The following is a 20,501-nucleotide window of genomic DNA, read 5'->3' as shown; positions in this document are numbered from 1 at the left end:
CCGGGACGCCACGCCTTCCTTGCCTGGGCCGAGCCCTCCGCCCGCGGATGGCTCGCGCCATGCGCACCCAGTTCCGGGGAACCCGTCCGATGCGACACCTCCTCGCTCTGCTCTGCGGCCTGCTGCTCGCCGCGCCGGCCCATGCCTCGCTCGGCCCCGGATGCGGCGCGCCGGCGGAATACCTGCAGGCCCCGCCGCTGCGGGCGACCGCGACCGGCATCGCGACCGGGCGGCTCCGGGTGCTCGCGGTCGGCTCCGCCTCGGTGCTCGGGGCGGGGGTGAGCGGGCCGGAAGCCGCCTGGCCGGCACGGCTCGAGGCGCTGCTGCGCGAACGGCGCCCCGACCTGCAGTTCGACTTCGCGGTGCGCGGCGGCCGGGGCTCCACCGCGGCCGACCAGTGGCGGGCGATCGAGGCGGCGCTGCGCGAGAACCAGCTCGACCTCGTGATCTGGCAGGCCGGCATGACCGAGGCGATCCGCGGCATGTCCATGGAGGAGATGACGACCACCATAGCCCACGGCCTCGAACGCCTCGCGGCGCGCGGCGTGGATGTCATCATCATGGGTGTGCAGTTCAGCCGCTTCCTGCGGTCCAACGCCGATGTGGACCCCTACCGCGACGCGCTGCGGGTTCTCGCGATGCGGAGCGACGCCGCCTTCTTCTCGCGCTACGACATCATGCGCGCCTGGGCCGAGGCCGGGATCGTGGATGTCGAGCGCGCCCCGCGCGCAAGCCGCACGGCCGAGATCGACAAGCTGAACGACTGCCTGGCCCGCGCGCTCGGGGCCTATATCCGCGACGGCGTGCAGGAGGCGCGGCGCTAGGCCGGGCGCGGGCGGATCAGAACAGCCCCTCGATCCGCCCCCCGGCATCGAGGCGGATGCCTTCGGCCGCCGGCACCCGCGGCAGGCCGGGCATGGTCATGATGTCCCCGCAGACCGCCACCACGAAGCCCGCCCCGGCCGAGAGGCGCACCTCGCGCACCGGCAGCACGTGGCCTTCCGGCGCGCCGAGCTTCGTCGGGTCCGCGCTGAAGGAATACTGCGTCTTGGCGATGCACACCGGCAGGTCGCGGAAGCCCTGCTCCTCGAAGCGCTTCAGCCGCGCCGCCACGGAGGCGGGAATGGAGACGGAGGCCGCGCGGTAGATCTCGCGCGCGATGGTCTCGATCTTGCCCGCGAGCGAGACGTGGTCGGTGTAGAGCGGCGCGAAATCCGCCTTGCCCGCCTCGATCATCGCGCGGACGGCATGGGCGAGGTCCACCGCGCCCCGCGCGCCGTCGCCCCAATGGGTGCAGAGGATGGCTTCCGTCCCGAGCGCGCGCATCGCCGCCCGCACCGCCTCGATCTCGGCCGGCGTGTCGGTGGTGAAGCGGTTCAGCCCGACCACCACGGGAATGCCGAACTTGCCGATGTTCTCGACATGGCGGGCGAGGTTGACCACGCCGCGCTTCACCGCCGCCACGTCCTCGCGCGCGAGGTCCGCCTTGGCGACGCCGCCGTTCATCTTGAGCGCGCGCACGGTGGCGACCACGACGCAGGCGGCGGGCTTCAGCCCGGCCTGGCGGCACTTGATGTCGAGGAACTTCTCCGCGCCGAGATCCGCGCCGAAGCCCGCTTCCGTCACCACCACGTCGGAGAGCTTCAGCGCGAGCCGCGTCGCCATCACCGAGTTGCAGCCATGGGCGATGTTGGCGAAGGGCCCGCCATGGACCAGCGCGGGCGAGCCCTCGATGGTCTGCACGAGGTTGGGCGCGAAGGCGTCGCGCAGCAGCACCGCCATCGCGCCATCGGCCTTGAGGTCGGCGGCGGTGACGTTGCGCCCCTCCCGCGTCTGCCCGACGATCATGCGCCCGAGCCGCGCCTGCAGGTCCGCGAGGTCGCGCGCGAGGCAGAACACCGCCATGACTTCCGAGGCCACGGTGATGTCGAAGCCGTCCTCGCGCGGGAAGCCGTTCGCCACCCCGCCGAGGGAGGAGACGACGGACCGCAGCGCGCGGTCGTTCATGTCGAGCGCGCGCCGCCAGGAGATGCGCCGCGCATCGAGGCCGAGCGCGTTGCCCCAGTAGACGTGGTTGTCCAGCATCGCCGCGAGCAGGTTGTTCGCAGACGTGATGGCGTGGAAGTCGCCGGTGAAATGGAGGTTGATGTCCTCCATCGGCAGCACCTGCGCATAGCCGCCGCCCGTCGCGCCGCCCTTCACCCCGAAGCAGGGCCCGAGGGAGGGCTCGCGCAGCGCGATCATCGCCTTCATGCCGATGGCGTTCAGCGCGTCGCCGAGGCCGACGGTGGTGGTCGTCTTGCCCTCCCCGGCCGGGGTCGGGTTGATGCCGGTCACCAGCACCAGCGCGCCATCGGGGCGGCCCTCGAGGGAGGCGATGAAGTCGAGCCCGACCTTCGCCTTGTACTTGCCGTAGGGCTCCAGCGCCTCCTCCGGAATGCCGGCCTTCGCCGCGATGTCGCGGATCGGCTTCAGCGTCGCGGCGCGGGCGATCTCGAGGTCGGTCGGCATGGCGCGGCGTCTCCCTTCTCGGTCCCGTGCGCCCGATGCGCTTATCGGGGCCGCCGCGAATCGTAAAGCGGGCCGTCCGGACCGGCCGCATGCGGGGCGATGTTGCCGGGCGTCAAGGAACGGCTTGCGCGAGGTCAAGGACACCGCACCCGCCACGCGCTAGGGATGCCGCGTTGGCAAGGACCAGGGGAAATCCGCCTCGATGATCCGCAAGACTCTCCTCGCAGGGGCCGCCGTGCTCGGCCTCGCCGCCGGGCCCGCGCTCGCGCAGTCCACGGGCGCCGTGCGCGGCAAGCAGGCCGGCGATGTCGTGCTCGGCCTCAGCCTGATCGGCGTGCTGCCCATGGAGCGCGGCAGCGTGGACGTGATCGGCGGCACGCCGTCGGCCTCCTTCGCGGCGGCACCGCAGCTCGACCTGACCTACTTCTTCACCCCGAACCTCTCGCTGAACCTGATCGCCGCGACCACGCGCCACGATGTCGAGGTGACGGGCAGCGCGCTCGGCACGGTCGATCTCGGCCGCGTCTGGGCGCTGCCGCCGACGCTGACCCTGCAATACCACCCGCTGCCGGCCGAACGCTTCAGCCCCTATGTCGGCGTCGGGGTGAACTGGACGATGTTCTACGGCGAGGGCGGCAGCCGCTCTCCGGGCGTGCTGGATGTGGATGTCCGCAACGCCTTCGGCTTCGCGCTGAATGCGGGCCTGGACATCGAGGTCGCGCCGAACTGGGTGGTGAACCTTGACGTGAAGAAGCTGTTCCTGCGGCCCGATGTCCGGGTGGACACCGCGCTCGGCCGCATCAACGCGAATGCCGACCTCGATCCCTGGATCTTCGGCATCGGCGTCCGCTACCGGTTCTGACGCGCGGCGGCGGAGGGCCCAACCCCCCCTCGCCTTCCGCCGGCCACTACGACGTCTTCCCCGCGCGTCGGACGAGGCCCGCCCTCCCCAGGGGCGGGCCTCACTCTTTTCCGGGGATGGCGCGGGCGCTCACGCGGCCCTCGGCAGCACCTCGTCAAGCGCCGCGCCGATCGCGCCGACCGCGCGACGCATGTCGTCGGGCGTGATGGCGCCGATGGTGCCGATGCGCATCGTCGGCGCCGCGGTGTTGTAGAAATTGCTGATCAGCACGCCGCGGCGCTTCAGCGCCTCGACGAAGGCCATGAGGTCGAAGCGCGGATCGGCGGGCTGGTGGACCGTGACGATCACCGGCCCCTGCTCCTCGCGCGCGAGATAGGGCCGCAGCCCCAGCGCCAGGATGCCGTCATAGAGCACGTCCCGGTTCGCGGCGTAGCGCGCGAGCCGCGCCCGCTGCCCGCCTTCGGCCTCGTAGAGGTCGAGCGCCGCGTCGAAGGCGGCGATCGCCTGCACCGGCGGGGTGAAGCGGATCGAGCCCCATCCCGACCGCCGCGCATGGGCGAGCACGTCCGAGAGGTCGAGCGACCACGACCCGGCCTGGCCCGCGCAGGCCTCGGCCCGGTCCATGCGCGCCACCGCGAAGCCCATCCCCGGCATCCCTTCGAGGCACTTGCCCGAGGTGAAGACCAGCACATCGCATTCCGGGTGCTCGGCCAGCGGGAAGGGCAGCACGCCGAAGGCGGAGACGGCGTCCAGCACCAGCCGCACGCCCCGCCCGCGCAGCGCATCGCCGATTCCCGCCGCGTCGTTGACGATGCCGCTGCCGGTCTCGTTGAACACCATCGCGACGGTGCCGATCGAGGGGTCGGCATCGAGCGCGGGCAGGATGTCCGCCGCCACCGCGCCGCGCGTGTCGGGCAGGGGGAGTTCGACGACGATGCGCCCGGCCTCGCGCGCCAGCCGCGCCATGCGGCTCGCATAGGCGCCGTTCATCGGCACCAGCACCTTCGCGCCGGGGGCGACGAAACTGCGCAGCGCGGCCTCGGTGACGAAATGCCCCGCGCCCTGGATGGGCAGGGTCGCATGCACGCCGGGGATGCCGCCGGCCACGGCGAGGATGCGCTCGCGGATGCGGGCATAGACCGCCTGGAAGTCGCGGTCCCAGGGGGCGATGTCCTGGGCCATTGCCGCCTTGACCTCCGGGCGCGTCTGCACGGGGCCGGGAATGAGGAGAAGCATGGCGGGCCGTTCACGCTGCAAGGCCCGCCTTCTGCCCGCCCGCCGGTGCCCGCGCAAGCCGCCCATGGCCGCAGGGCAACAGCCCGGCCCGTCGCCCGCCGGCCTGGCGCGAGGCAGCCGATGACAGGCTCCGGGCGGACAGGGCCATCTCTTGTCCGCCGGTCTCAGCCTCGCCCGCCGGCCGACGCGCGACCGCGCAGCCAGGCGGCGAGTTCGGCCCGGCGGTCGCCTTCCTCCGCGCGTTCGAGGAACACCGCGAGGTGCCCCGGCCGGCGATCAGGCACCACGCGATACGCATGCGACCACAGCCCGTGGCCGCGGTGCAGCACCACATAGAGCCAGGACCGCTCGGTCCGCCCGGCGCGGGCCGGCCAGTCGGCGAGGGCGACGAACTCGGCCTCGTCGCCGGGTCCGAGCAGCAGGGCGAGATCCGGGGCTGGCGCCACGTCACGCATCGGGTTCTCCGTTCGCTGGAGCCGAAGCGGCGCGAGGCGGCGCATCCCGTTTGGTTGCCGGAGCGGCCGCATCCCCCCTCGCGGGGGCCGCCACCTTGCCCGGGAAGGCAGGTTGGCGCCGGGCGCCGGCCCGACTCTTGATGCGCGCGCACCAAGGCCAGAAGCCCCGCGCGCCGTCAAGCCATGCCGGCGGGAGAGAGGCCCGATCTTTCGCCCGCTGGGATGGCGCGCGGTGCTGGTGGGCCGGCTGCGCGCGAGATCGGCTGGTGACACCCGGCGGGCAGAGTGTGATGATTCGTCCGCCGGGTCTCACGCGATGGCGGCGCCGCGCGCGATCTCGCGCAGCAGCTTCTCCCGGATCGCCACGGCGAAGGCGGCATAGTCGGGCGCCTCCATCGCGAAGGCGCCGGGGCCGCCGATCACCTCGGCGCGGTAGTGCTCGAGCAGGTCCGGCTCCTCGTCCAGCACCGCCAGCGCGTTGATCGTCACGCCCGCGGCCACGCCGATGTCGCGCACCGGCGCGGGCGGCCGGCCCTGGTTGTGCCGCCCGTCGCCCGAGACATCCATCACGAGCCGCGTGGCCTCGGCCGGGCAGGCCGCGAGCAGCGCAAGGCCCGCCGCCATCCCCTCCCCCAGCGCCGTGGCGCCGGCCGGCACCAGGCGGGGGGCGTTGTCCAGCGCCTCGGCGAAGGCCCGCGCGGTGGCCTCGCCCTCGAGCCGCGTCCAGGGCACCGCCACCGCCTGCGCGCCCGCCCCCGACCACAGCAGCATGGCCGCGGCGATCGCCCCGCGCGGGCCGGCCATCAGCGCCGCGATCACCGATTCGTCGCGGAAGGCCGCGGCATAGCCCCCGAGCATCAGACCGAACTCGTCGAAGTCCACCGAGGAGGACGCATCCACCGCGAGGCAGAGGGCGAGATCAACCTTCTCCATACCCCCTTCTCGCATGGCGGATGCTTGGAGGCACCGGCACGGGCGTGCATCCTGGCCGCCCTCGCAACGGAGACGGACCATGCTTCGCAGACACCTCCTCGGCGGCGCGGCCGGCACGCTGCTCGCGGCACCCGCCCTCGGCCAGGCGGGCTTCCCCAATCGCCCGGTCCGCATGATCGTCCCCTACCCGCCGGGCGGGGCGACGGATGCCATGTCCCGCCTCGCCGCGCAGAAGATCCAGGAGAGGCTCGGCGCGACGGTGGTGGTGGAGAACCGCTCCGGCGCCAATGGCCAGGTCGGCACCCAGGCGGTGCTGCAGGCGCCGGCGGACGGCTACACCATCCTCGGTTCCGCCTCGATCCACGTCATGGCGCGCCACGTCATGCGCAACGTGCCCTACGACCCGGTGGCCGATTTCGTGCCGCTCGCGCGCACCGCGCGCGGCCCGCTGGTGATGGTCATGAGCCCGCAGCGCCCGCAGCGCACCATCCCCGAGATCGTCGAGGCGGCGAAGCGCGAGCCCGCGCGCTGGACCTTCGCCACCTCCTCGCTCGGCGCGGCGGGACATCTCGGCACCATCGAGTTCAACCGCGTGACGGGGGCGAACATCGAGATCGTCGCCTATCGCGGCACCGCGCCCGCGCTGACGGATGTGGCGGCGGGCAATGCGCAGCTCATGTTCGACCCGGTGCTCGCGACGCTGCCCATGATCCGCGGCGGGCAGCTGCGCGGCCTCGGCATCGCCACGCGCGCGCGCACGTCGCTCGCCCCGGACCTGCCGACCATGGCCGAAGCCGGGCTGCCGGGCTTCGAGTTCTATTCCTGGTATGGCGTCTGGGCGCCGCGCGGCGTGCCGGCCGAGATCGTCGCCCGCTTCAACGCGGCGCTGGCCGAGGGCATGCGCGAGCCGGCGGTGGTCGAGCGGCTGACCGGTCTCGGCTTCGAACCGGTGGCCGAGAGCGTCGCCGAGGCCGAGGCCTTCATCCGCGCCGATGTCGCGCGCAACGCGGAGCTGCTCCGCATCGCCAACTTCCAGCCCGAATGAGCCTGACGGTCACGCCCGCCGCCCTGGCCGCCGAGCTCGGCGCGCCAGGGCTCGTGGTGCTGGACGGCAGCGTGTTCCAGCGCCCCTCCCCCGACCTCGCGACGATGCTGCAGGAAAGCGCGCGGCCCTCCTTCGAGAAGCACCGCATCCCCGGATCGGTGCATCTCGATGCGCTGGAATGGCTGTGGGACCGCGCGCGGCCCTTCCGCTTCGCGCTGCCCCCGCCCGAGGCGACGGCGGCGGCCTTCGCAGCGCACGGCGTCGGCGAAGGCAGCCGCGTGGTGATCTACGACCGCGTCGGCGGCAACTGGGCGGCGCGCACCTTCTGGACGCTGCGCTGGATCGGCTTCGACGACGCCCGTCTGCTGGAAGGCGGCTTCGCCGCCTGGCGGGAGGCGGGCCTGCCGGTGGAGAGCGGCCCGGCGCCGCCCCCTCCGCCCGCCGCGCGGCCCATCCGGCCGCGCCCCCGGCCCGGCAGCATCGCCGATGCGGCGGAGGTGCGCGCGGCCATCGGCGCGCCCGGCATCGCCATCGTCAATGCGCTCTCGGCCGAGCAGCATGCCGGCACGGGCGGGCTGCGCTACCACCGCCCCGGCCGCATCGCGGGCAGCACCAACCTGCCCGCCGCCCGCCTCAAGGACGCGACGCTCGCCCCGGCCGCGATCGCCGCGCTCGCCGCCGAGGCCGGGATCGCGCCGGGCCAGCGTGTCATCGCCTATTGCGGCGGCGGCATCGCGGCCTCGAACCTCGCCTTCAACCTGCTGCGCGCGGGCTGGACGGACCTTGCCGTCTATGACGGCAGCCTCGACGAATGGGGGCGCGACCCCTCGCTCCCGATGGAGACCGGCCCGGGCTGATTGCGCTGCGTCAAGACCCGCCCTCGCGCGGATGGTATGTGACGGATCAGCGACAGCGAGGAGCGTCGGCCATGCCCCAGCGCACCATGGGCGAGATCATCCGCGACCAGCGCCCCCTCGTGCTCGGCCCCGAGGCCACGGTGGCCGAGGCCTGCGCGGCGATGCACGCGCGCCGCGTCGGCGCGGTGCTCGTCGGCGATGCCGAGCGCAGGCTGCTCGGCATCTTCACCGGGCGGGACGCGGTGCGGCTGCTCGCCGAGGGGCTCGATGCGAAGGCCACGCGCCTTGATGCCGTGATGACGCGCAAGCCGACCACCCTCGGCCCGAAGGCGACGGCGATGGAGGCGCTGCAGCTGCTCAACGATTGCGGCTTCCGTCACCTGCCCATCGTGGACGGCGGGCGCATCGCGGGCATCGTCTCGCGCTACGACTTCCGGGCGCGGGAATACGGGCGCCTCGACGACGCCTCGGGCTTCATGGAGATCCTGCGCTGAGGCCACGCGGCCGGCGGCGGTGAAGTCCCGGCTAAGCGCCAGGCGCGGATCCGCCCCGGCAGCAAGGACATGCTCCGGAACCGTCCGGCCGGAGCACCGCCTGCCCGTGCCCGGCCGAAGCGCGCGGACGTTCTTCGCGATCCGGCGCTGCTCTAGGCACCCCCGCCCGCCCGCCCTAGTGTCGCGGGAAGACGGAGGACCAGATGCCGGAAAGCCCCCTCGACCCCAAGCTCGCCCAGGAAACCGCGCTGCCGCTCGCCGGCATCCGCGTGCTCGACCTGACGCTGGCGCGCGCCGGGCCGACCTGCGTGCGCCACCTCGCCGACTGGGGTGCCGAGGTCATCCGCATCGAGCCGCCGCGGTTCAACGACGGGCTGGGCGGCGCGCGGGAGGGCTACGACTACCAGAACCTTCACCGCAACAAGCGCAGCCTCGCCCTCGACCTCAAGACCGAGGAGGGCAAGGCGGCCTTCTTCCGCCTCGCGCAGACGGCCGATGTGCTGGTCGAGAACATGCGCGTGAAGGTCAAGCACCGCCTCGGCATCGGGCCGGAGGAGGTGCGCGCGGTCAACCCGCGCCTCGTCTATGCCTCGATCTCCGGCTTCGGCCAGACCGGCCCCTATTCCGAACGCGCCGGCGTGGACCAGATCGCCCAGGGCATGGGCGGGATGATGACCATCACCGGCGAGCCGGGGCGCGGGCCGATGCGCGCCGGCATCCCCTTCGTGGACCTCACCGCGGGCAACCTGCTCGCGCTCGCGGTGATGATGGCGCTGTGGGAGCGCCAGCGCACCGGCAAGGGGCGCTGGGTGCACACCTCGCTGCTCGAATCCATGGTCTTCATGCTCGACCTGCAGGCCGCGCGCTACCTGATGGACGGCGAGGTGCCCGGCCAGGCCGGCAACGACCACCCCGTGAACATCCCGATGGGCGCCTTCGAGACCGCCGACAAGCCGGTCAACATCGCGGCCAGCAGCCCCAAGATGTGGGCGCAGTTCGCCGAGGCGCTGGGCCATCCCGAATGGCTCGAGGTCGAGGAATGGAAGACCGCGCGCGGGCGCTCCGACAACCGCAAGGCGGTGAACGCGGCCATCGCCGCGGTGATGAAGCAGAAGCCCTCGGAATACTGGATCGAGCTGCTGGAGCGGATCGGCATCCCCTGCGGGCCGATCAACAAGGTGGACGAGGTCTTCGCCGACCCGCAGGTGCAGCACCTGCGCATGGCAATGCCGATGCGCTGCCCCATCCGCGGCGATACCCACCTCGTCTCTTCCGCCATCAACATCGAGGGGCACGAGAGCCATGTCTGGCGCAACCCGCCGCGCCTCGGCGAGCATTCGTCCGAGGTGCTGCGCGAGGCCGGCTACAGCGAGGACGACATCGCCCGCCTCAAGGGCCTCGGCGTGATCGTGGAGGAATAGGCGGCGATGGAATTCGCGGAAGGGAAGATCCTCGCCGAGGCGAAGGACGGCGTCGGCCGCATCACCTTCAACCAGCCCGAGAAGCGCAACGCCATGTCGGTCGCGATGTGGGCGGGCCTCGAACAGGCGCTCGACGCCTTCGAGAAGGATGCCGCCGTGCGCTGCGTCGTCCTCACCGGGGCGGGAGACAAGGCCTTCGTCTCCGGCGCGGACATCAGCCAGTTCGACCGGCTGCGCTCGGATGCCGATGCGCAGCGCGAATACAGCAAGCAGACCGCGGGCGGGCGGCAGCGCCTCGCCGCCTTCCCCAAGCCCGTGATCGCCGAGATCCGCGGCTTCTGCATGGGCGGGGGCTTGGGCATCGCGATGTCGTGCGACATCCGCCTCGCCGCCGAGGGCAGCCAGTTCGGCATCCCGGCCGCGCGGCTCGGCATCGCCTACGGATTCGACATGGTGCGCAACCTCGTCGCCCTGGTCGGCCCCGCCCATGCGCACATGATCCTGATGACCGGCGAGCGCTTCCCCGCCGCCGAGGCCGAACGCATGGGCCTCGTGAACCGCGTGGTGCCGGCCGATGCGCTCGCCGCCGAGGTCGCGGCGCTGACCCGGACCATCGCCGCCAACGCGCCGCTCTCGCTCTACGCGAACAAGCGCACGGTCCAGGCGGTGATGGCCGATCGCGCGGAACGCGACATCGCCGCGTTGAATGCAGCCATGGCGGCCTGCTTCGACAGCCAGGACTACCAGGAAGGGCGCCGCGCCTTCATGGAGAAGCGCCGGCCTGCTTTCCAGGGCCGCTGACCCGCGCCGATCGTCCCGCGATCCGGGCAAGGCGGGACTCCCGCCCCCACCCCGGGCCGTGGTATGGCCGCTCCCTCCGCAGGGGCCCGCAGACGGTCCCGCGGCACGGGGGTGCTCGGAGGCGGGGACTTCAAGGGAGCGTTGATGCACGGAACCATCGAGACGGTCGGTGAGGCGCGCGCGCACGCGCCGGCCTCGGAACTCATCCTGAGCGTCGCGCGGGCCTGGCCCGAACAGCGCATCACGATGGGGGAGCTGATCGAAGCCTTCGGCATGCGCTCCTACGGCCTGCTGATCGTGCTCTTCGCGCTGCCCAACCTGCTGCCGATCTACATCCCAGGCCTGAGCCCGATCTTCGGCATCCCTCTCGGCATCATCTGCCTCCAGCTCGCGCTCGGCTATCCCTCGCCGCGGCTGCCGGCCTTCCTGACCCGGCGCAGCATGCGCCGCAGCGACCTCGAGATGATCGCCGAGAAGGCGCAGCGCTGGCTCCGCCTGATCGAGCGCTACGTGAAGCCGCGCCCCTCCTTCCTCACCGGGCGCGCGGCCGAGCGCGCCATCGGCGCCTATGGCGCGATGCTCTCGCTCATCGTCATCGTGCCGCTGCCCTTCACCAATGGCCCGCCGTCCCTGGCCTGCGCCATCATGGCGATCGGCATGATGGAGGAGGACAGCCTGACCATCATCGCGGGCATCATCGTCGGCATCGGCGCGGCGATCCTCGGCCTCTCCATCTTCGGGGCGGTGTGGTGGATGCTGCTCCAGGCGCTGCAGTGGATGTTCGGAATCGGCGCCTGATGGCGGCCTCCGCGAATGACCCGCATGCCGGCGCGCCGATATCGCGGCTGGTCGCCGAAGTCGCGGCGCAATGCCCGGGCGAGCGCATCACCCTCGGGGAGATGGCGGAAGCCTTCGGCGACCGCGCCTTCGGGCTGCTGACGCTGCTGCTCTGCCTGCCCGGCCTGCTGCCCGGCATGTCGGCGGTGTTCGGGCTGCCGATGCTCATCCTCGGGGTGCAGATGGGCCTTGGCTACCGGCAGCCGAAACTGCCCGCCTTCATCGCGCGGCAATCCATCAGGCGGACCGACCTGCTGCGCCTGACGCCGGGCTCGAGCACGCGGGTCTCGCGCGCCATCGCGCGCATCGAGCGCTGGGTGCGCCCGCGTCCGGGCGTCTTCACCGGCGCCTTCGCGGACCGGGTGGTCGGCTGGCTCACCGCCTATTCGGCGCTGATGCTCATCCTGCCGGGGCCCGGCACGAACGGTCCGCCCGCCTTCGGCACCATCGTCATGGCGCTCGGCGTGGTCGAGAACGACAGCAAGGTGGTCGGGCTCGGCATGGCGCTGACCATCCTCGGCAACCTCTTCGCGACCGTGGTGCTGGTCGCGCTGGTGTGGTTCGGGCTCGAGGCCATCGGCTACCTGTTCTGACGCCCGGAGCAGCGCCGGGGGATGGACGCGGCGCGGCCTCGCGCCCTAGAGTTCATCCCATGCGCCGGTGGCCCGCAAAGGGCTGAAACGGGAACGCGCGACGCGGTGCCACGCACCGCCCATCCGCGGCTGCCCCCGCAACTGTAGGCGACGAGTCCGGTCCCCATCGCCATTGCGCCTCGGCGCGAGAAGGCGGGACCGGCGGAGGCGGCAGGCCCGCCTTCCCGTCGCGAGCCAGGAGACCGGCCGGCGCAGAGTTGTCTCGCGCGTGCCGGGCGGGGTGTACCGGCGCAACGGACCCAGGAGCGTGCCCTCCAAGGGCGCGCATCCCCCGTATGCGAGCACGACGCAAGCCCGTCGTGCGGCCCCGTGCCGCGCGGCGAAACGCGGACCGTGCCACGGAGGGAATCCCGGATGCGAAACCGGATCCTCGCACTACTCGTTCTTGCCCCCCTTGCGCCCGCCGGCGCGCAGGGCGTGCAGCCCATCCCCGACACCGTCGTGACGGCGACGCGCGTGCCGACCCCGGCCGAGCGCATCCCCGCCGCCACCACCGTGATAGACCGCCGCGACATCGAGGAACGCGGCTACGTCACGCTTGCCGATGCGCTCGCCGCCGTGCCCGGCTTCCGCATGGTTCAGCTCGGCGGCCAGGGCCAGCAGGCCTCGGGCTTCCTGCGCGGGACCAATTCGCGCCACGTGCTCGTGCTGCGCGACGGCGTGCCGGTGAACGACCCCGCCGAGCCCAACGGCGCCTTCAACTTCGGCAACGAGCTGCTCGGCGATGTCGAGCGCATCGAGGTGGTGCGCGGCCCCGTCTCGGCCATCTACGGCACGGCGGCGATCGGCGGCGTGGTCAACCTCATCACCCGCCGCGCGCCGCGCGACCGCGCCTTCGCGCCCTATGGCGAGATCGCCGGCGGCACGCAGCGCACGCTGCGCGGCTATGCGGGAGCCGCCGGCACGATCGGCGCCTTCGACTACGGCATCACCGGCCAGTCGCTCTCGACCGAGGGCTTCAACGCCACCGCCCCGCGCATCTGGTCCAACCGCGGCGAGCGCGACGGGCTGCGCGCCGCCGCCATCACCGCGCGCATCGGCCTCACGCTCGGCGAGACGACGCCCGATGCGGTGCTCGGCGCGACCCGCATCGAGGGCCTGCTGCGCTGGCGCGAGAACACCTTCGGGCTCGACAACATCCCGCGCGACGATCCGAACTACACCGGCCAGGACCGCAACTGGTTCGGCTATCTGCGCACGCGCAGCGAACTCGCCGGCGGCGCCTGGACCACCGGCCTCACGCTCTCGGCCGCCAACGACCGGCGCCGCTACGTCAACCTGCCCGACCGCGACAGCCTCGCCACCGCCGACGACCTCTATGTCGGCGAACGCCGCGCCATCGCCTGGGACAACATCCTGCGCGTGCCGGGCGGCGGCATCCTGACCGATGCCTCCATCACCTTCGGCGGCGGCTGGGAGCGCGAGCGGGCCGAGAGTGCCGCGGGCTCGCCCTTCTTTCGCACCACCACCGATGCGCGCCAGACCAGCGGCTACGGCTATCTCGGCGTGCAGGCGCGCTTCGCCGAGCGGCTCGACATCACCGCCGCCTTCCGCTTCGACAATGCCGGGGAGTACGGCACCGAGCCCACCTGGCGGCTCGGCGCGGTGCTGGCGCTGCCGGAGATCTCCTCGCGCATCCGCGCCGCCGGCGGCACGGCCTTCAAGGCGCCCTCGCTCTACCAGCGCTTCGGCCGCATCGGCACCTTCTTCCGCGGCAATCCCGACCTCGAGCCGGAGCGTTCGGAATCCTGGGAGGTGGGCTTCGAGACGGATCTCGGGCGCTATGCCACCGTCTCCGCCCTCTACTTCGACAGCCGCATCCGCGACCTGATCAACTTCGATCCGACCTTCTCCACCCTGGTCAATGTGGACCGCGCGCGCATCCGCGGCGGCGAGTTCGAACTGACGATCCGCCCGGCCGACTGGCTCTCCGTCACCGGCGCCTGGACGGTGACCGAGGCGCGCGACAGCACCACGGACACGCCGCTGCCGCGCCGTCCGCGCAACGTCGCGAGCCTCAATGCCCGCCTCGCGCCCGAGGTCGGCTGGTTCGGCCTGCCGCGCTCGCGCCTCGTCATCGCGCCGGAGCTCGTCTATGTCGGCGCCTCCCCCGAAGGCGCCTTTGCGCGCTACCGGGACAACGGCCAGTCCATCCCGGTCGCGGGCAAGAACCCCGATGGCTGGCTGTTCCACCTGACGGCCTCGCTGCCGGTCACCGCGAACCTCACCTCCTTCATCGAGGTGCGGAACATCGGCAACACGCGCTACGAGCCGGCGAATGCCTTCGTCGTGCCCGGGCGCAGCGCCATCCTGGGGCTGCGCGGCGTCTTCTGATGCGCAAGGCGGGGCGGCCGCGCGCCGCCCCGTCCCGATGCGGCGCGGCGGCTACCGCGTCGCCCCCGGCTGCCACAGCACGTCGCCGCCGGCGGCCGCGTTGAAGCGCCGCGACAGCACGAAGAGGTGGTCCGACAGCCGGTTGAGGTAGCGCACCACCGCCGGGTTCACCTCCTCCTCCGCCGCCAGCGCCACCACCAGGCGCTCCGCGCGCCGGACCACCGTGCGCGCGAGATGCGCATGCGCCGCCGCGGCGCAGCCCGCCGGCAGCACGAAGGAGCGCAGCGGCGCGAGCGCGGCGTTCATCTCCGCGATCTCCGCCTCGAGCCGCGCCGACTGCGTGTCGGCCACGCGCAGCCGCGCCCCCGCCTCCCCCGGCACGCAGAGATCCGCACCCACATCGAACAACTCGTTCTGGATGCGCGCGAGCATCGCATCGGCCTGCGGGTCGGCATGCAGGCGCACCAGGCCGATCGCCGCATTGGCCTCGTCCACCGTGCCATAGGCCTCGACGCGCAGCGCATCCTTGCGCACGCGCCGACCGTCGCCGAGCGACGTCTCGCCGCCGTCGCCGCCGCGCGTCGTGATGACGTCGAGCTTCACCATCGTCCTCAACCCCCTTGCATGGCGGCGTTATGGGGCGCCGCGGCGCGGCCGCAAGCCGCGCATCAGCGCCGCCGTTCCTCGGTGAGGCGGAAATGCACCGCCGTCTGCATCGTGGCCGCGACCGGCAGGCCCGCCTGGGTGGCGGGGCGGAAGCGCCAGCGCCGCACCGCCTCGACCGCTGCGCGGTCGAGCGCGGGATGGCCGGAGGATTCCAGCACCTCCACCGCCTGCACGCGGCCATCCGGCCCGACGCGCAGGGAGACGCGCACGCTGCCCTCCTCCCCGCGCCGGCGGCTCTCGGGCGGGTAGTCCGGCGGCTCGTTGCGGTGCCCGGCATCCGCGCCGGGCGGCACGACGGCGCCGATCGCCTCCGCGCCGATCCGTGCATCCGCCATGGCGCCGATGCCCGCGCCGAGATTGACGCCACCGCCGCGCGGCGCCGGCGGCGGCCGCGGCGGGACGGGCTGCGCGGCGAGGCGCCGGGCCGGTGGCTCGGCAGGTGGCGGGGCTTCGGGTACCGGGGGCGGCGGCGGCTCGGCCGCTTCGCGCTCCGGCGCGGCTTCGGCAGGCGGTTCGGGCTCCGGCACGGCAGGCAGCGCCTGCGCCGGGGCCTCGGGCGGCGCCGGCAGCGCGGCCGCGGGCGTGGGGGGCGGAGACGCTTGTGCCGGACGGTTGGGCGGTTCGGGTGGCGGCGGGGGAAGGGGCGGGGCGGGCGCCGCGACCTCAGGCGGCGGCGGGGGCTGCGGCGTCGCCTCAGGCATGGCGACCGGCGGCGGCACGGGCGGCGCCGGCACATCCGCGCCCGGCCCGCCCCCGGCCGGCGCGGAGGGGGCCATGCCCGCCACATCCGCGAAGACCAGCGCGAGCCCGTCCCCAGCCTGGGGCTCCTCCAGCCGCCGCCCCTCCGGCCAGTAGAGCACGGCCGCGACCGCCGCCGCGTGCAGCACCGCCGAGCCCGCGAGGAAGGCCGCGAAGCCGGAGGCGGGGCGCGTGCCGGCGCGGTGCGGCGCGCGCGGCGGCGGCGTCACAGGACCGGCACCCCGGTCTGCTTCGCCTTGCCCTCGGGCTCGACATGGATGGTGATGACCGCGCCGCTCAGTTCGGCCTTCAGCGCCGCCTCGATGCGGTCGCAGATGTCGTGGCTCTCGCGCACCGTCATCGCACCCGGCACGACGAGGTGGAATTCGAGGAAGGTGAAACGCCCGGCATGGCGCGAGCGCAGGTCGTGCGCCTCGATCGCGCCCGTCGCCTCGGCCGCGACGATGCGGCGGATGCGCTCCATGGTCGCGGGCGGCACCGCCTCGTCCATCAGCCCGCCCACGCTCTCGCGCAGCAGGCGGAAGCCGGACCACAGGATGTTCGCCGCCGTCAGCGCCGCGAGCAGCGGGTCGAACCACAGGATGCCGGTCGCGACCACCAGCCCCACGCCCGCGATAACGCCCACCGAGGTGACCACATCCGACCACAGGTGGCGCGCATCGGCGAGCAGCGCCGGCGAGCGCAGGGCCCGCCCGCGCCGCATCAGCAGCATCGCCCAGGCCGCGTTCACCGCCGAGGCGATGGCCGAGACGGCAAGGCCGAGCCCCGGCTGTTCCGGCATCCGCGGCGCGAGCAGCGCGCCCCACGCCTCGCGCAGGATGAGCAGCGCCGCGACGACGATGAGCACGCCTTCCAGCACGGCGGAGAAATACTCCGCCTTGGCGTGGCCATAGGGATGGTTCGCGTCGGCCGGCAGGGCGGAGTAGCGCACGGCCGCGAGCGCGGCGAGCGCCGCGGCGACGTTCACCACGCTCTCGAGCGCATCGGCGAACAGCGCCACGCTGCCGGTCAACCACCAGGCGACCGCCTTCATCCCGAGCACCGCGATGGCCACCGCCACGCTGGCCATGGCGAGCCGCGTGGCAGGGCCGGGCCTACCTTCCGTCATGGCCGGGGTTTAGCCTCGCGCGGCTAGACGGAGAAGTACTTCGCCTTCGGGTGGTGCAGCACGATCGCGCTGGTGGATTGCTCGGGGTGCAACTGCCACTCGTCGCTGATCGAAACCCCGATCCGCTCCGCCCCCAGCAGGCGCAGCAGCGGCTCCTGGTCCTCGAGCCGCGGGCAGGCGGGATAGCCGAAGGAATAGCGCCCGCCGCGATAGCCCTGCTGGAGCATCCGGTCGATGTCGCGGTCGTCCTCGGCCGCGAAGCCCCATTCGGCCCGGATGCGCTTGTGGACGTATTCCGCCATGGCCTCGGCCATCTCGACCGACAGGCCGTGCAGGTAGAGGTAGTCCTGGTAGCGGTTGTCCTCGAACCATTCCCGCGCCACGTCGGAGGCCTTCTGCCCCACCGTGACCACCTGCAGCCCGATCACGTCGCGCCGTTCCGGCCCATCCTCCACGTCGCGCACGAAATCGGCGATGCATTCGCCGTCCTCCTTGGGCTGGCGCGGCAGGGTGAAGCGGCAGGCCTCGGTGATGCCGTCCTGCTCGAAGAGGATCAGGTCGTTGCCCTGGCCCGCGCATTTCCAGTAGCCGTAGATCGCCTGCGGCTTGAGGATGTCCTGCTCCTCGGTCAGCGCCAGCATGCGCTTGAGAACCGGGCGCAGCTCCTGCTTCGCCCAGCCGAGGAAGTCCTCGAGGCTGCGGCCCTGCTTCCGGAAACCCCACTGGAACTGGTAGAGGCTGCGCTCGTTGATGAAGGGCACGATGGCCTTGGGCGCCGCCTCCATCACCCGCGCGCCCCAGAAGGGCGGGACCGGCACGGCCTGCCCGGCCGTGAGGCGGCGGCGGCGCGCCTGCGCATAGTTCACGTCCACCGGCGCGAAGCCGCGCGGGTCCGCCTGGCCCAGCACGCGCTTCTCGTTGCGGGCCTTGCCCGCGCGCTTGGCCTGCAGCGCCGCGAGGTAGTCGTCGAAGCCGTTGCCGACCACCTTGTCCATCAGGTGCAGCCCGTCGAAGGCGTCGCGCGCATAGGCGACGCGCCCGCAGGCATAGGCCTTCACGCAATCCTCCTCGACATAGTTGCGCGTCAGCGCCGCGCCGCCGAGCAGTACCGGCACGTCGAGGCCGATGCGCGACATCTCCTCGAGATTCTCGCGCATCACGACGGTGGACTTCACCAGCAGCCCGGACATGCCGATGGCATGCGCGCGGTGCTCCTTGGCGGCGGCCACCATGTCCGCGAGCGGCACCTTGATGCCGAGATTGACCACCTTGTAGCCGTTGTTGGTGAGGATGATGTCCACGAGGTTCTTGCCGATGTCGTGCACGTCCCCCTTCACGGTGGCGAGCACGATGGTGCCCTTCTCCTGCCCCTCCACGCGCTCCATGTGGGGTTCGAGATAGGCGACGGCCGCCTTCATCGTCTCGGCCGACTGCAGCACGAAGGGAAGCTGCATCTTGCCCGCGCCGAACAGCTCGCCCACCACCTTCATCCCGTCGAGCAGGATGTCGTTGATGATGGAGAGCGGCGCGATGCCCTTGGCCAGCGCCTCGGCCAGATCCTCGTCGAGGCCCTTGCGGTCGCCGTCCACGATGCGGTCCTTGAGCCGGCCTTCCACCGTCTCGGCCCGCTTCCTCGCCCCCGCATCCGCCGCCTTCCGGCCGGCGAAGATCTCCAGCATCTTCTGCAGCGGGTCGTAGCCCTCGGAGCGGCGGTCGAAGATCAGGTCCTCGGCGACCTTCACCTCCTCGGGCGGGATCTGGTGCAGCGGCTTGATCTTGGACACATGCACGATCGCGCCGGTCATGCCCGCCTTCACCGCATGGTCGAGGAAGACGCTGTTCAGCACGTGCCGCGCGGCCGGATTGAGGCCGAAGGAGATGTTCGACAGGCCGAGGATGATCTGGATGTCCGGGAATTCCTCCCGGATCATGCGGATGCCCTCCAGCGTCCACAGGCCGAGCTTGCGGTCGTCCTCGTTGCCGGTGGCGATGGTGAAGGTCAGCGGGTCGATCATCAGGTCGGATTGCGGCAGGCCGTGCCGGTTGCAGGCGAAATCCACGAGGCGGCGGGCGATGCGCAGCTTGTCCTCGGCCGTCTTGGCCATGCCCTGCTCGTCGATGGTCAGCGCGATGACCGCGGCGCCGAACTTCTTCGCGAGGAGCATGCGGTCATGCGCGTGCTTCTCCCCGTCCTCGAAGTTGATCGAGTTGATGATCGGCTTGCCGCCATGCAGCTTCAGCGCCGCCTCGATCACCGGGGTCTCGGTGGAATCGATGACCAGCGGCGCGTTCACCGAGGAGGTGAAGCGCCTGATCACCTCGTTCATCTCGGCCATCTCGTCGCGGCCGACGAAGGCGGTGCAGATGTCGAGGCTGTTCGAGCCCTCGGCCACCTGCTCGCGGCCCATCGCCACGCAGCCGTCCCAGTCCCCGGCCGCCTGGCGTTCGCGCCAGGCCTTCGATCCGTTGGCGTTGCAGCGCTCGCCGATGGAGAAATAGGCGTTCTCCTGGCGCAGCGGCACGGCGGAATAGAGCGAGGCGACGGAGGGCACCCACACCGCCTTGCGCGCCACCGGCACGGGCCGCGCCACCGCGCCGCCGAGGCGGCGCAGCATCGCATCCAGCGCCCGGATATGCGGCGTCGAGGTGCCACAGCAGCCGCCGATCAGGTTCAGCCCGTCCTCGGTGACGAAGCGCTCCATCCAGGTGGCGAGTTCCTCCGCGCCCAGCGGATAATGCGTGCGGCCGTCCACCAGTTCCGGCAGCCCGGCATTGGGCTGGCAGGAGAGCAGCCCCGGCCAGTTCTGCGACAGCCAGCGCACATGCTCGGCCATCTCCTGCGGCCCCGTCGCGCAGTTCAGCCCCATCAGCGGCACGTCGAGCGCGTGCACCACCGCCGCAGCCGCGCCGATATCGGGGCCGACCAGCAGCGTGCCCGTCGTCTCCACCGTCACCTGCACGAAGATCGGGATGTCGGACTTCGCCTCGGCGCGCGCGATCTTCGCCGCGTTGACGGCGGCCTTGATGAAGAGCGTGTCCTGGTTCGTCTCGGTCAGCAGCGCATCCGCGCCGCCCGCGATCAGGCCGCGGCACTGCACGGTGAGCGCGGCCTCCAGCTCGTCATAGGCGATGGTGCCGAGCGAGGGCAGCTTCGTCCCCGGCCCGATGTCGCCCACCACCCAGCGGTGGCGCCCGTCGGCGAAGCCTTCCGCCGCCTCGCGCGCCAACTCGACCGCCCGCCTGTTCAGCTCGAAGGCACGGTCCTCGAGCTCGAACTCGCCAAGCGTGACGGGCGAGCCGCCGAAGGTGTTGGTCAGCACCATGTCGGCGCCGGCCTCGTAGTAGCCGCGATGGATCTCGCGCACCACGTCGGGGCGGGAGAGCACGAGCACGTCGGTGCAGTTCTCCTTGCCCCAGAAGTCGCGCTCGACGTCGAGGTCCATCACCTGCACGCGGCTGCCCATGCCGCCGTCGCACAGCAGCACGCGGTCACGCAGGGCGTCGAGCAGATGCGGGCGGGACATGATCG

General features: G+C 72.4%; 18 protein-coding genes and 2 riboswitches. Of the genes, 10 read left to right on the top strand and 8 right to left on the bottom strand.

Features of this window, described 5'->3' with window-relative positions; genetic code table 11:
• Positions 1-89 precede the first annotated feature (89 nt).
• A complete protein-coding gene (locus FHS88_RS13230) occupies positions 90-824 on the top strand; it encodes an SGNH/GDSL hydrolase family protein (RefSeq protein ID WP_184485414.1) in 735 nt (244 codons plus the stop codon).
• A gap of 16 nt (positions 825-840) precedes the next feature.
• On the opposite strand, the gene FHS88_RS13225 is transcribed toward FHS88_RS13230, so the two are convergent.
• Positions 841-2,511 (bottom strand): formate--tetrahydrofolate ligase, encoded by a 1,671-nt coding sequence (locus FHS88_RS13225; protein ID WP_184485412.1) that lies wholly within the window; start codon positions 2,509-2,511, stop codon positions 841-843.
• A 202-nt stretch (positions 2,512-2,713) separates the two neighbouring features.
• Between FHS88_RS13225 and FHS88_RS13220 the strand changes: the two genes are divergently transcribed.
• Positions 2,714-3,373 (top strand): OmpW/AlkL family protein, encoded by a 660-nt coding sequence (locus tag FHS88_RS13220; RefSeq protein ID WP_184485410.1) that lies wholly within the window; start codon positions 2,714-2,716, stop codon positions 3,371-3,373.
• Positions 3,374-3,502: 129 nt separating this feature from the next.
• Here the strand turns inward: FHS88_RS13220 and FHS88_RS13215 are convergent, their stop codons facing one another.
• The 3 genes from FHS88_RS13215 to FHS88_RS13205 all read right to left on the bottom strand — a co-directional run bounded on the left by FHS88_RS13215 (position 3,503) and on the right by FHS88_RS13205 (position 5,997).
• Positions 3,503-4,609 (bottom strand): 2-aminoethylphosphonate--pyruvate transaminase, encoded by a 1,107-nt coding sequence (locus FHS88_RS13215; protein WP_184485408.1) that lies wholly within the window; start codon positions 4,607-4,609, stop codon positions 3,503-3,505.
• A gap of 164 nt (positions 4,610-4,773) precedes the next feature.
• Entirely contained in the window at positions 4,774-5,064 is a 291-nt protein-coding gene (locus FHS88_RS13210; RefSeq protein WP_184485406.1) for a hypothetical protein, read from the bottom strand.
• 40 nt (positions 5,065-5,104) lie between these two features.
• Positions 5,105-5,213: riboswitch (SAM-I-IV-variant riboswitch) on the bottom strand.
• 160 nt (positions 5,214-5,373) lie between these two features.
• A complete protein-coding gene (locus tag FHS88_RS13205; RefSeq protein ID WP_184485404.1) occupies positions 5,374-5,997 on the bottom strand; it encodes a DUF1194 domain-containing protein in 624 nt (207 codons plus the stop codon).
• A gap of 79 nt (positions 5,998-6,076) precedes the next feature.
• Here FHS88_RS13205 and FHS88_RS13200 point away from each other — a divergent pair, with 79 nt between their 5' ends.
• The 8 genes from FHS88_RS13200 to FHS88_RS13165 all read left to right on the top strand — a co-directional run bounded on the left by FHS88_RS13200 (position 6,077) and on the right by FHS88_RS13165 (position 14,439).
• Positions 6,077-7,042, top strand: coding sequence for a Bug family tripartite tricarboxylate transporter substrate binding protein (locus FHS88_RS13200; protein WP_184485402.1), 966 nt, complete (start codon positions 6,077-6,079; stop codon positions 7,040-7,042).
• Positions 7,039-7,899 (top strand): sulfurtransferase, encoded by an 861-nt coding sequence (locus FHS88_RS13195; protein ID WP_184485400.1) that lies wholly within the window; start codon positions 7,039-7,041, stop codon positions 7,897-7,899. The genes FHS88_RS13200 and FHS88_RS13195 overlap by 4 nt, the downstream gene beginning before the upstream one ends.
• Positions 7,900-7,970: 71 nt before the next feature.
• Complete coding sequence (locus FHS88_RS13190; RefSeq protein ID WP_184485398.1) at positions 7,971-8,393, top strand: CBS domain-containing protein; 423 nt, start codon at positions 7,971-7,973, stop codon at positions 8,391-8,393.
• A 203-nt stretch (positions 8,394-8,596) separates the two neighbouring features.
• Complete coding sequence (locus FHS88_RS13185) at positions 8,597-9,814, top strand: CaiB/BaiF CoA transferase family protein (protein ID WP_184485396.1); 1,218 nt, start codon at positions 8,597-8,599, stop codon at positions 9,812-9,814.
• A gap of 6 nt (positions 9,815-9,820) precedes the next feature.
• Positions 9,821-10,615 carry an enoyl-CoA hydratase gene (locus tag FHS88_RS13180; RefSeq protein ID WP_184485394.1) on the top strand — a complete coding sequence of 265 codons (795 nt, stop codon included), beginning with the start codon at positions 9,821-9,823 and terminating at the stop codon, positions 10,613-10,615.
• 144 nt (positions 10,616-10,759) lie between these two features.
• A complete protein-coding gene (locus FHS88_RS13175; RefSeq protein ID WP_184485392.1) occupies positions 10,760-11,413 on the top strand; it encodes an exopolysaccharide biosynthesis protein in 654 nt (217 codons plus the stop codon).
• Positions 11,413-12,045, top strand: coding sequence for an exopolysaccharide biosynthesis protein (locus tag FHS88_RS13170; protein ID WP_184485390.1), 633 nt, complete (start codon positions 11,413-11,415; stop codon positions 12,043-12,045). Before FHS88_RS13175 ends, FHS88_RS13170 begins: the two co-directional genes overlap by 1 nt.
• 48 nt (positions 12,046-12,093) lie before the next feature.
• Positions 12,094-12,310: riboswitch (cobalamin riboswitch) on the top strand.
• 149 nt (positions 12,311-12,459) lie between these two features.
• Positions 12,460-14,439 carry a TonB-dependent receptor domain-containing protein gene (locus FHS88_RS13165; RefSeq protein WP_184485388.1) on the top strand — a complete coding sequence of 660 codons (1,980 nt, stop codon included), beginning with the start codon at positions 12,460-12,462 and terminating at the stop codon, positions 14,437-14,439.
• A 51-nt stretch (positions 14,440-14,490) separates the two neighbouring features.
• Here FHS88_RS13165 and FHS88_RS13160 read toward each other — a convergent pair whose 3' ends face one another.
• The 4 genes from FHS88_RS13160 to metH all read right to left on the bottom strand — a co-directional run bounded on the left by FHS88_RS13160 (position 14,491) and on the right by metH (position 20,496).
• A complete protein-coding gene (locus tag FHS88_RS13160) occupies positions 14,491-15,045 on the bottom strand; it encodes a cob(I)yrinic acid a,c-diamide adenosyltransferase (protein ID WP_184485386.1) in 555 nt (184 codons plus the stop codon).
• Positions 15,046-15,107: 62 nt separating this feature from the next.
• Complete coding sequence (locus tag FHS88_RS21225) at positions 15,108-16,073, bottom strand: TonB family protein (protein ID WP_184485384.1); 966 nt, start codon at positions 16,071-16,073, stop codon at positions 15,108-15,110.
• A complete protein-coding gene (locus tag FHS88_RS13150) occupies positions 16,070-16,972 on the bottom strand; it encodes a cation diffusion facilitator family transporter (protein WP_184485382.1) in 903 nt (300 codons plus the stop codon). Before FHS88_RS13150 ends, FHS88_RS21225 begins: the two co-directional genes overlap by 4 nt.
• Positions 16,973-16,995: 23 nt before the next feature.
• On the bottom strand, positions 16,996-20,496 hold the full coding sequence (metH, locus tag FHS88_RS13145; RefSeq protein WP_184485380.1) for a methionine synthase: 3,501 nt from the start codon (positions 20,494-20,496) through the stop codon (positions 16,996-16,998).
• Positions 20,497-20,501: the final 5 nt, after the last annotated feature.

This window comes from Neoroseomonas alkaliterrae (genome assembly GCF_014199195.1).
In the GTDB taxonomy this organism is placed as follows: Bacteria; Pseudomonadota; Alphaproteobacteria; order Acetobacterales; family Acetobacteraceae; genus Neoroseomonas; species Neoroseomonas alkaliterrae.
Note: the sequence above shows the minus strand (reverse complement) of the source record. Positions and strands in the feature narration are given on the sequence as shown.

Excerpts from the sequence above, each read along its gene's own strand:
- FHS88_RS13230 (WP_184485414.1), top strand. The coding sequence starts at position 90 with ATGCGACACCTCCTCGCTCTGCTCTGCGGCCTGCTGCTCGCCGCGCCG.
- FHS88_RS13225 (WP_184485412.1), bottom strand. The coding sequence starts at position 2,511 with ATGCCGACCGACCTCGAGATCGCCCGCGCCGCGACGCTGAAGCCGATC.
- FHS88_RS13220 (WP_184485410.1), top strand. The coding sequence starts at position 2,714 with ATGATCCGCAAGACTCTCCTCGCAGGGGCCGCCGTGCTCGGCCTCGCC.
- FHS88_RS13215 (WP_184485408.1), bottom strand. The coding sequence starts at position 4,609 with ATGCTTCTCCTCATTCCCGGCCCCGTGCAGACGCGCCCGGAGGTCAAG.
- FHS88_RS13210 (WP_184485406.1), bottom strand. The coding sequence starts at position 5,064 with ATGCGTGACGTGGCGCCAGCCCCGGATCTCGCCCTGCTGCTCGGACCC.
- FHS88_RS13205 (WP_184485404.1), bottom strand. The coding sequence starts at position 5,997 with ATGGAGAAGGTTGATCTCGCCCTCTGCCTCGCGGTGGATGCGTCCTCC.
- FHS88_RS13200 (WP_184485402.1), top strand. The coding sequence starts at position 6,077 with ATGCTTCGCAGACACCTCCTCGGCGGCGCGGCCGGCACGCTGCTCGCG.
- FHS88_RS13195 (WP_184485400.1), top strand. The coding sequence starts at position 7,039 with ATGAGCCTGACGGTCACGCCCGCCGCCCTGGCCGCCGAGCTCGGCGCG.
- FHS88_RS13190 (WP_184485398.1), top strand. The coding sequence starts at position 7,971 with ATGCCCCAGCGCACCATGGGCGAGATCATCCGCGACCAGCGCCCCCTC.
- FHS88_RS13185 (WP_184485396.1), top strand. The coding sequence starts at position 8,597 with ATGCCGGAAAGCCCCCTCGACCCCAAGCTCGCCCAGGAAACCGCGCTG.
- FHS88_RS13180 (WP_184485394.1), top strand. The coding sequence starts at position 9,821 with ATGGAATTCGCGGAAGGGAAGATCCTCGCCGAGGCGAAGGACGGCGTC.
- FHS88_RS13175 (WP_184485392.1), top strand. The coding sequence starts at position 10,760 with ATGCACGGAACCATCGAGACGGTCGGTGAGGCGCGCGCGCACGCGCCG.
- FHS88_RS13170 (WP_184485390.1), top strand. The coding sequence starts at position 11,413 with ATGGCGGCCTCCGCGAATGACCCGCATGCCGGCGCGCCGATATCGCGG.
- FHS88_RS13165 (WP_184485388.1), top strand. The coding sequence starts at position 12,460 with ATGCGAAACCGGATCCTCGCACTACTCGTTCTTGCCCCCCTTGCGCCC.
- FHS88_RS13160 (WP_184485386.1), bottom strand. The coding sequence starts at position 15,045 with ATGGTGAAGCTCGACGTCATCACGACGCGCGGCGGCGACGGCGGCGAG.
- FHS88_RS13150 (WP_184485382.1), bottom strand. The coding sequence starts at position 16,972 with ATGACGGAAGGTAGGCCCGGCCCTGCCACGCGGCTCGCCATGGCCAGC.
- metH (WP_184485380.1), bottom strand. The coding sequence starts at position 20,496 with ATGTCCCGCCCGCATCTGCTCGACGCCCTGCGTGACCGCGTGCTGCTG.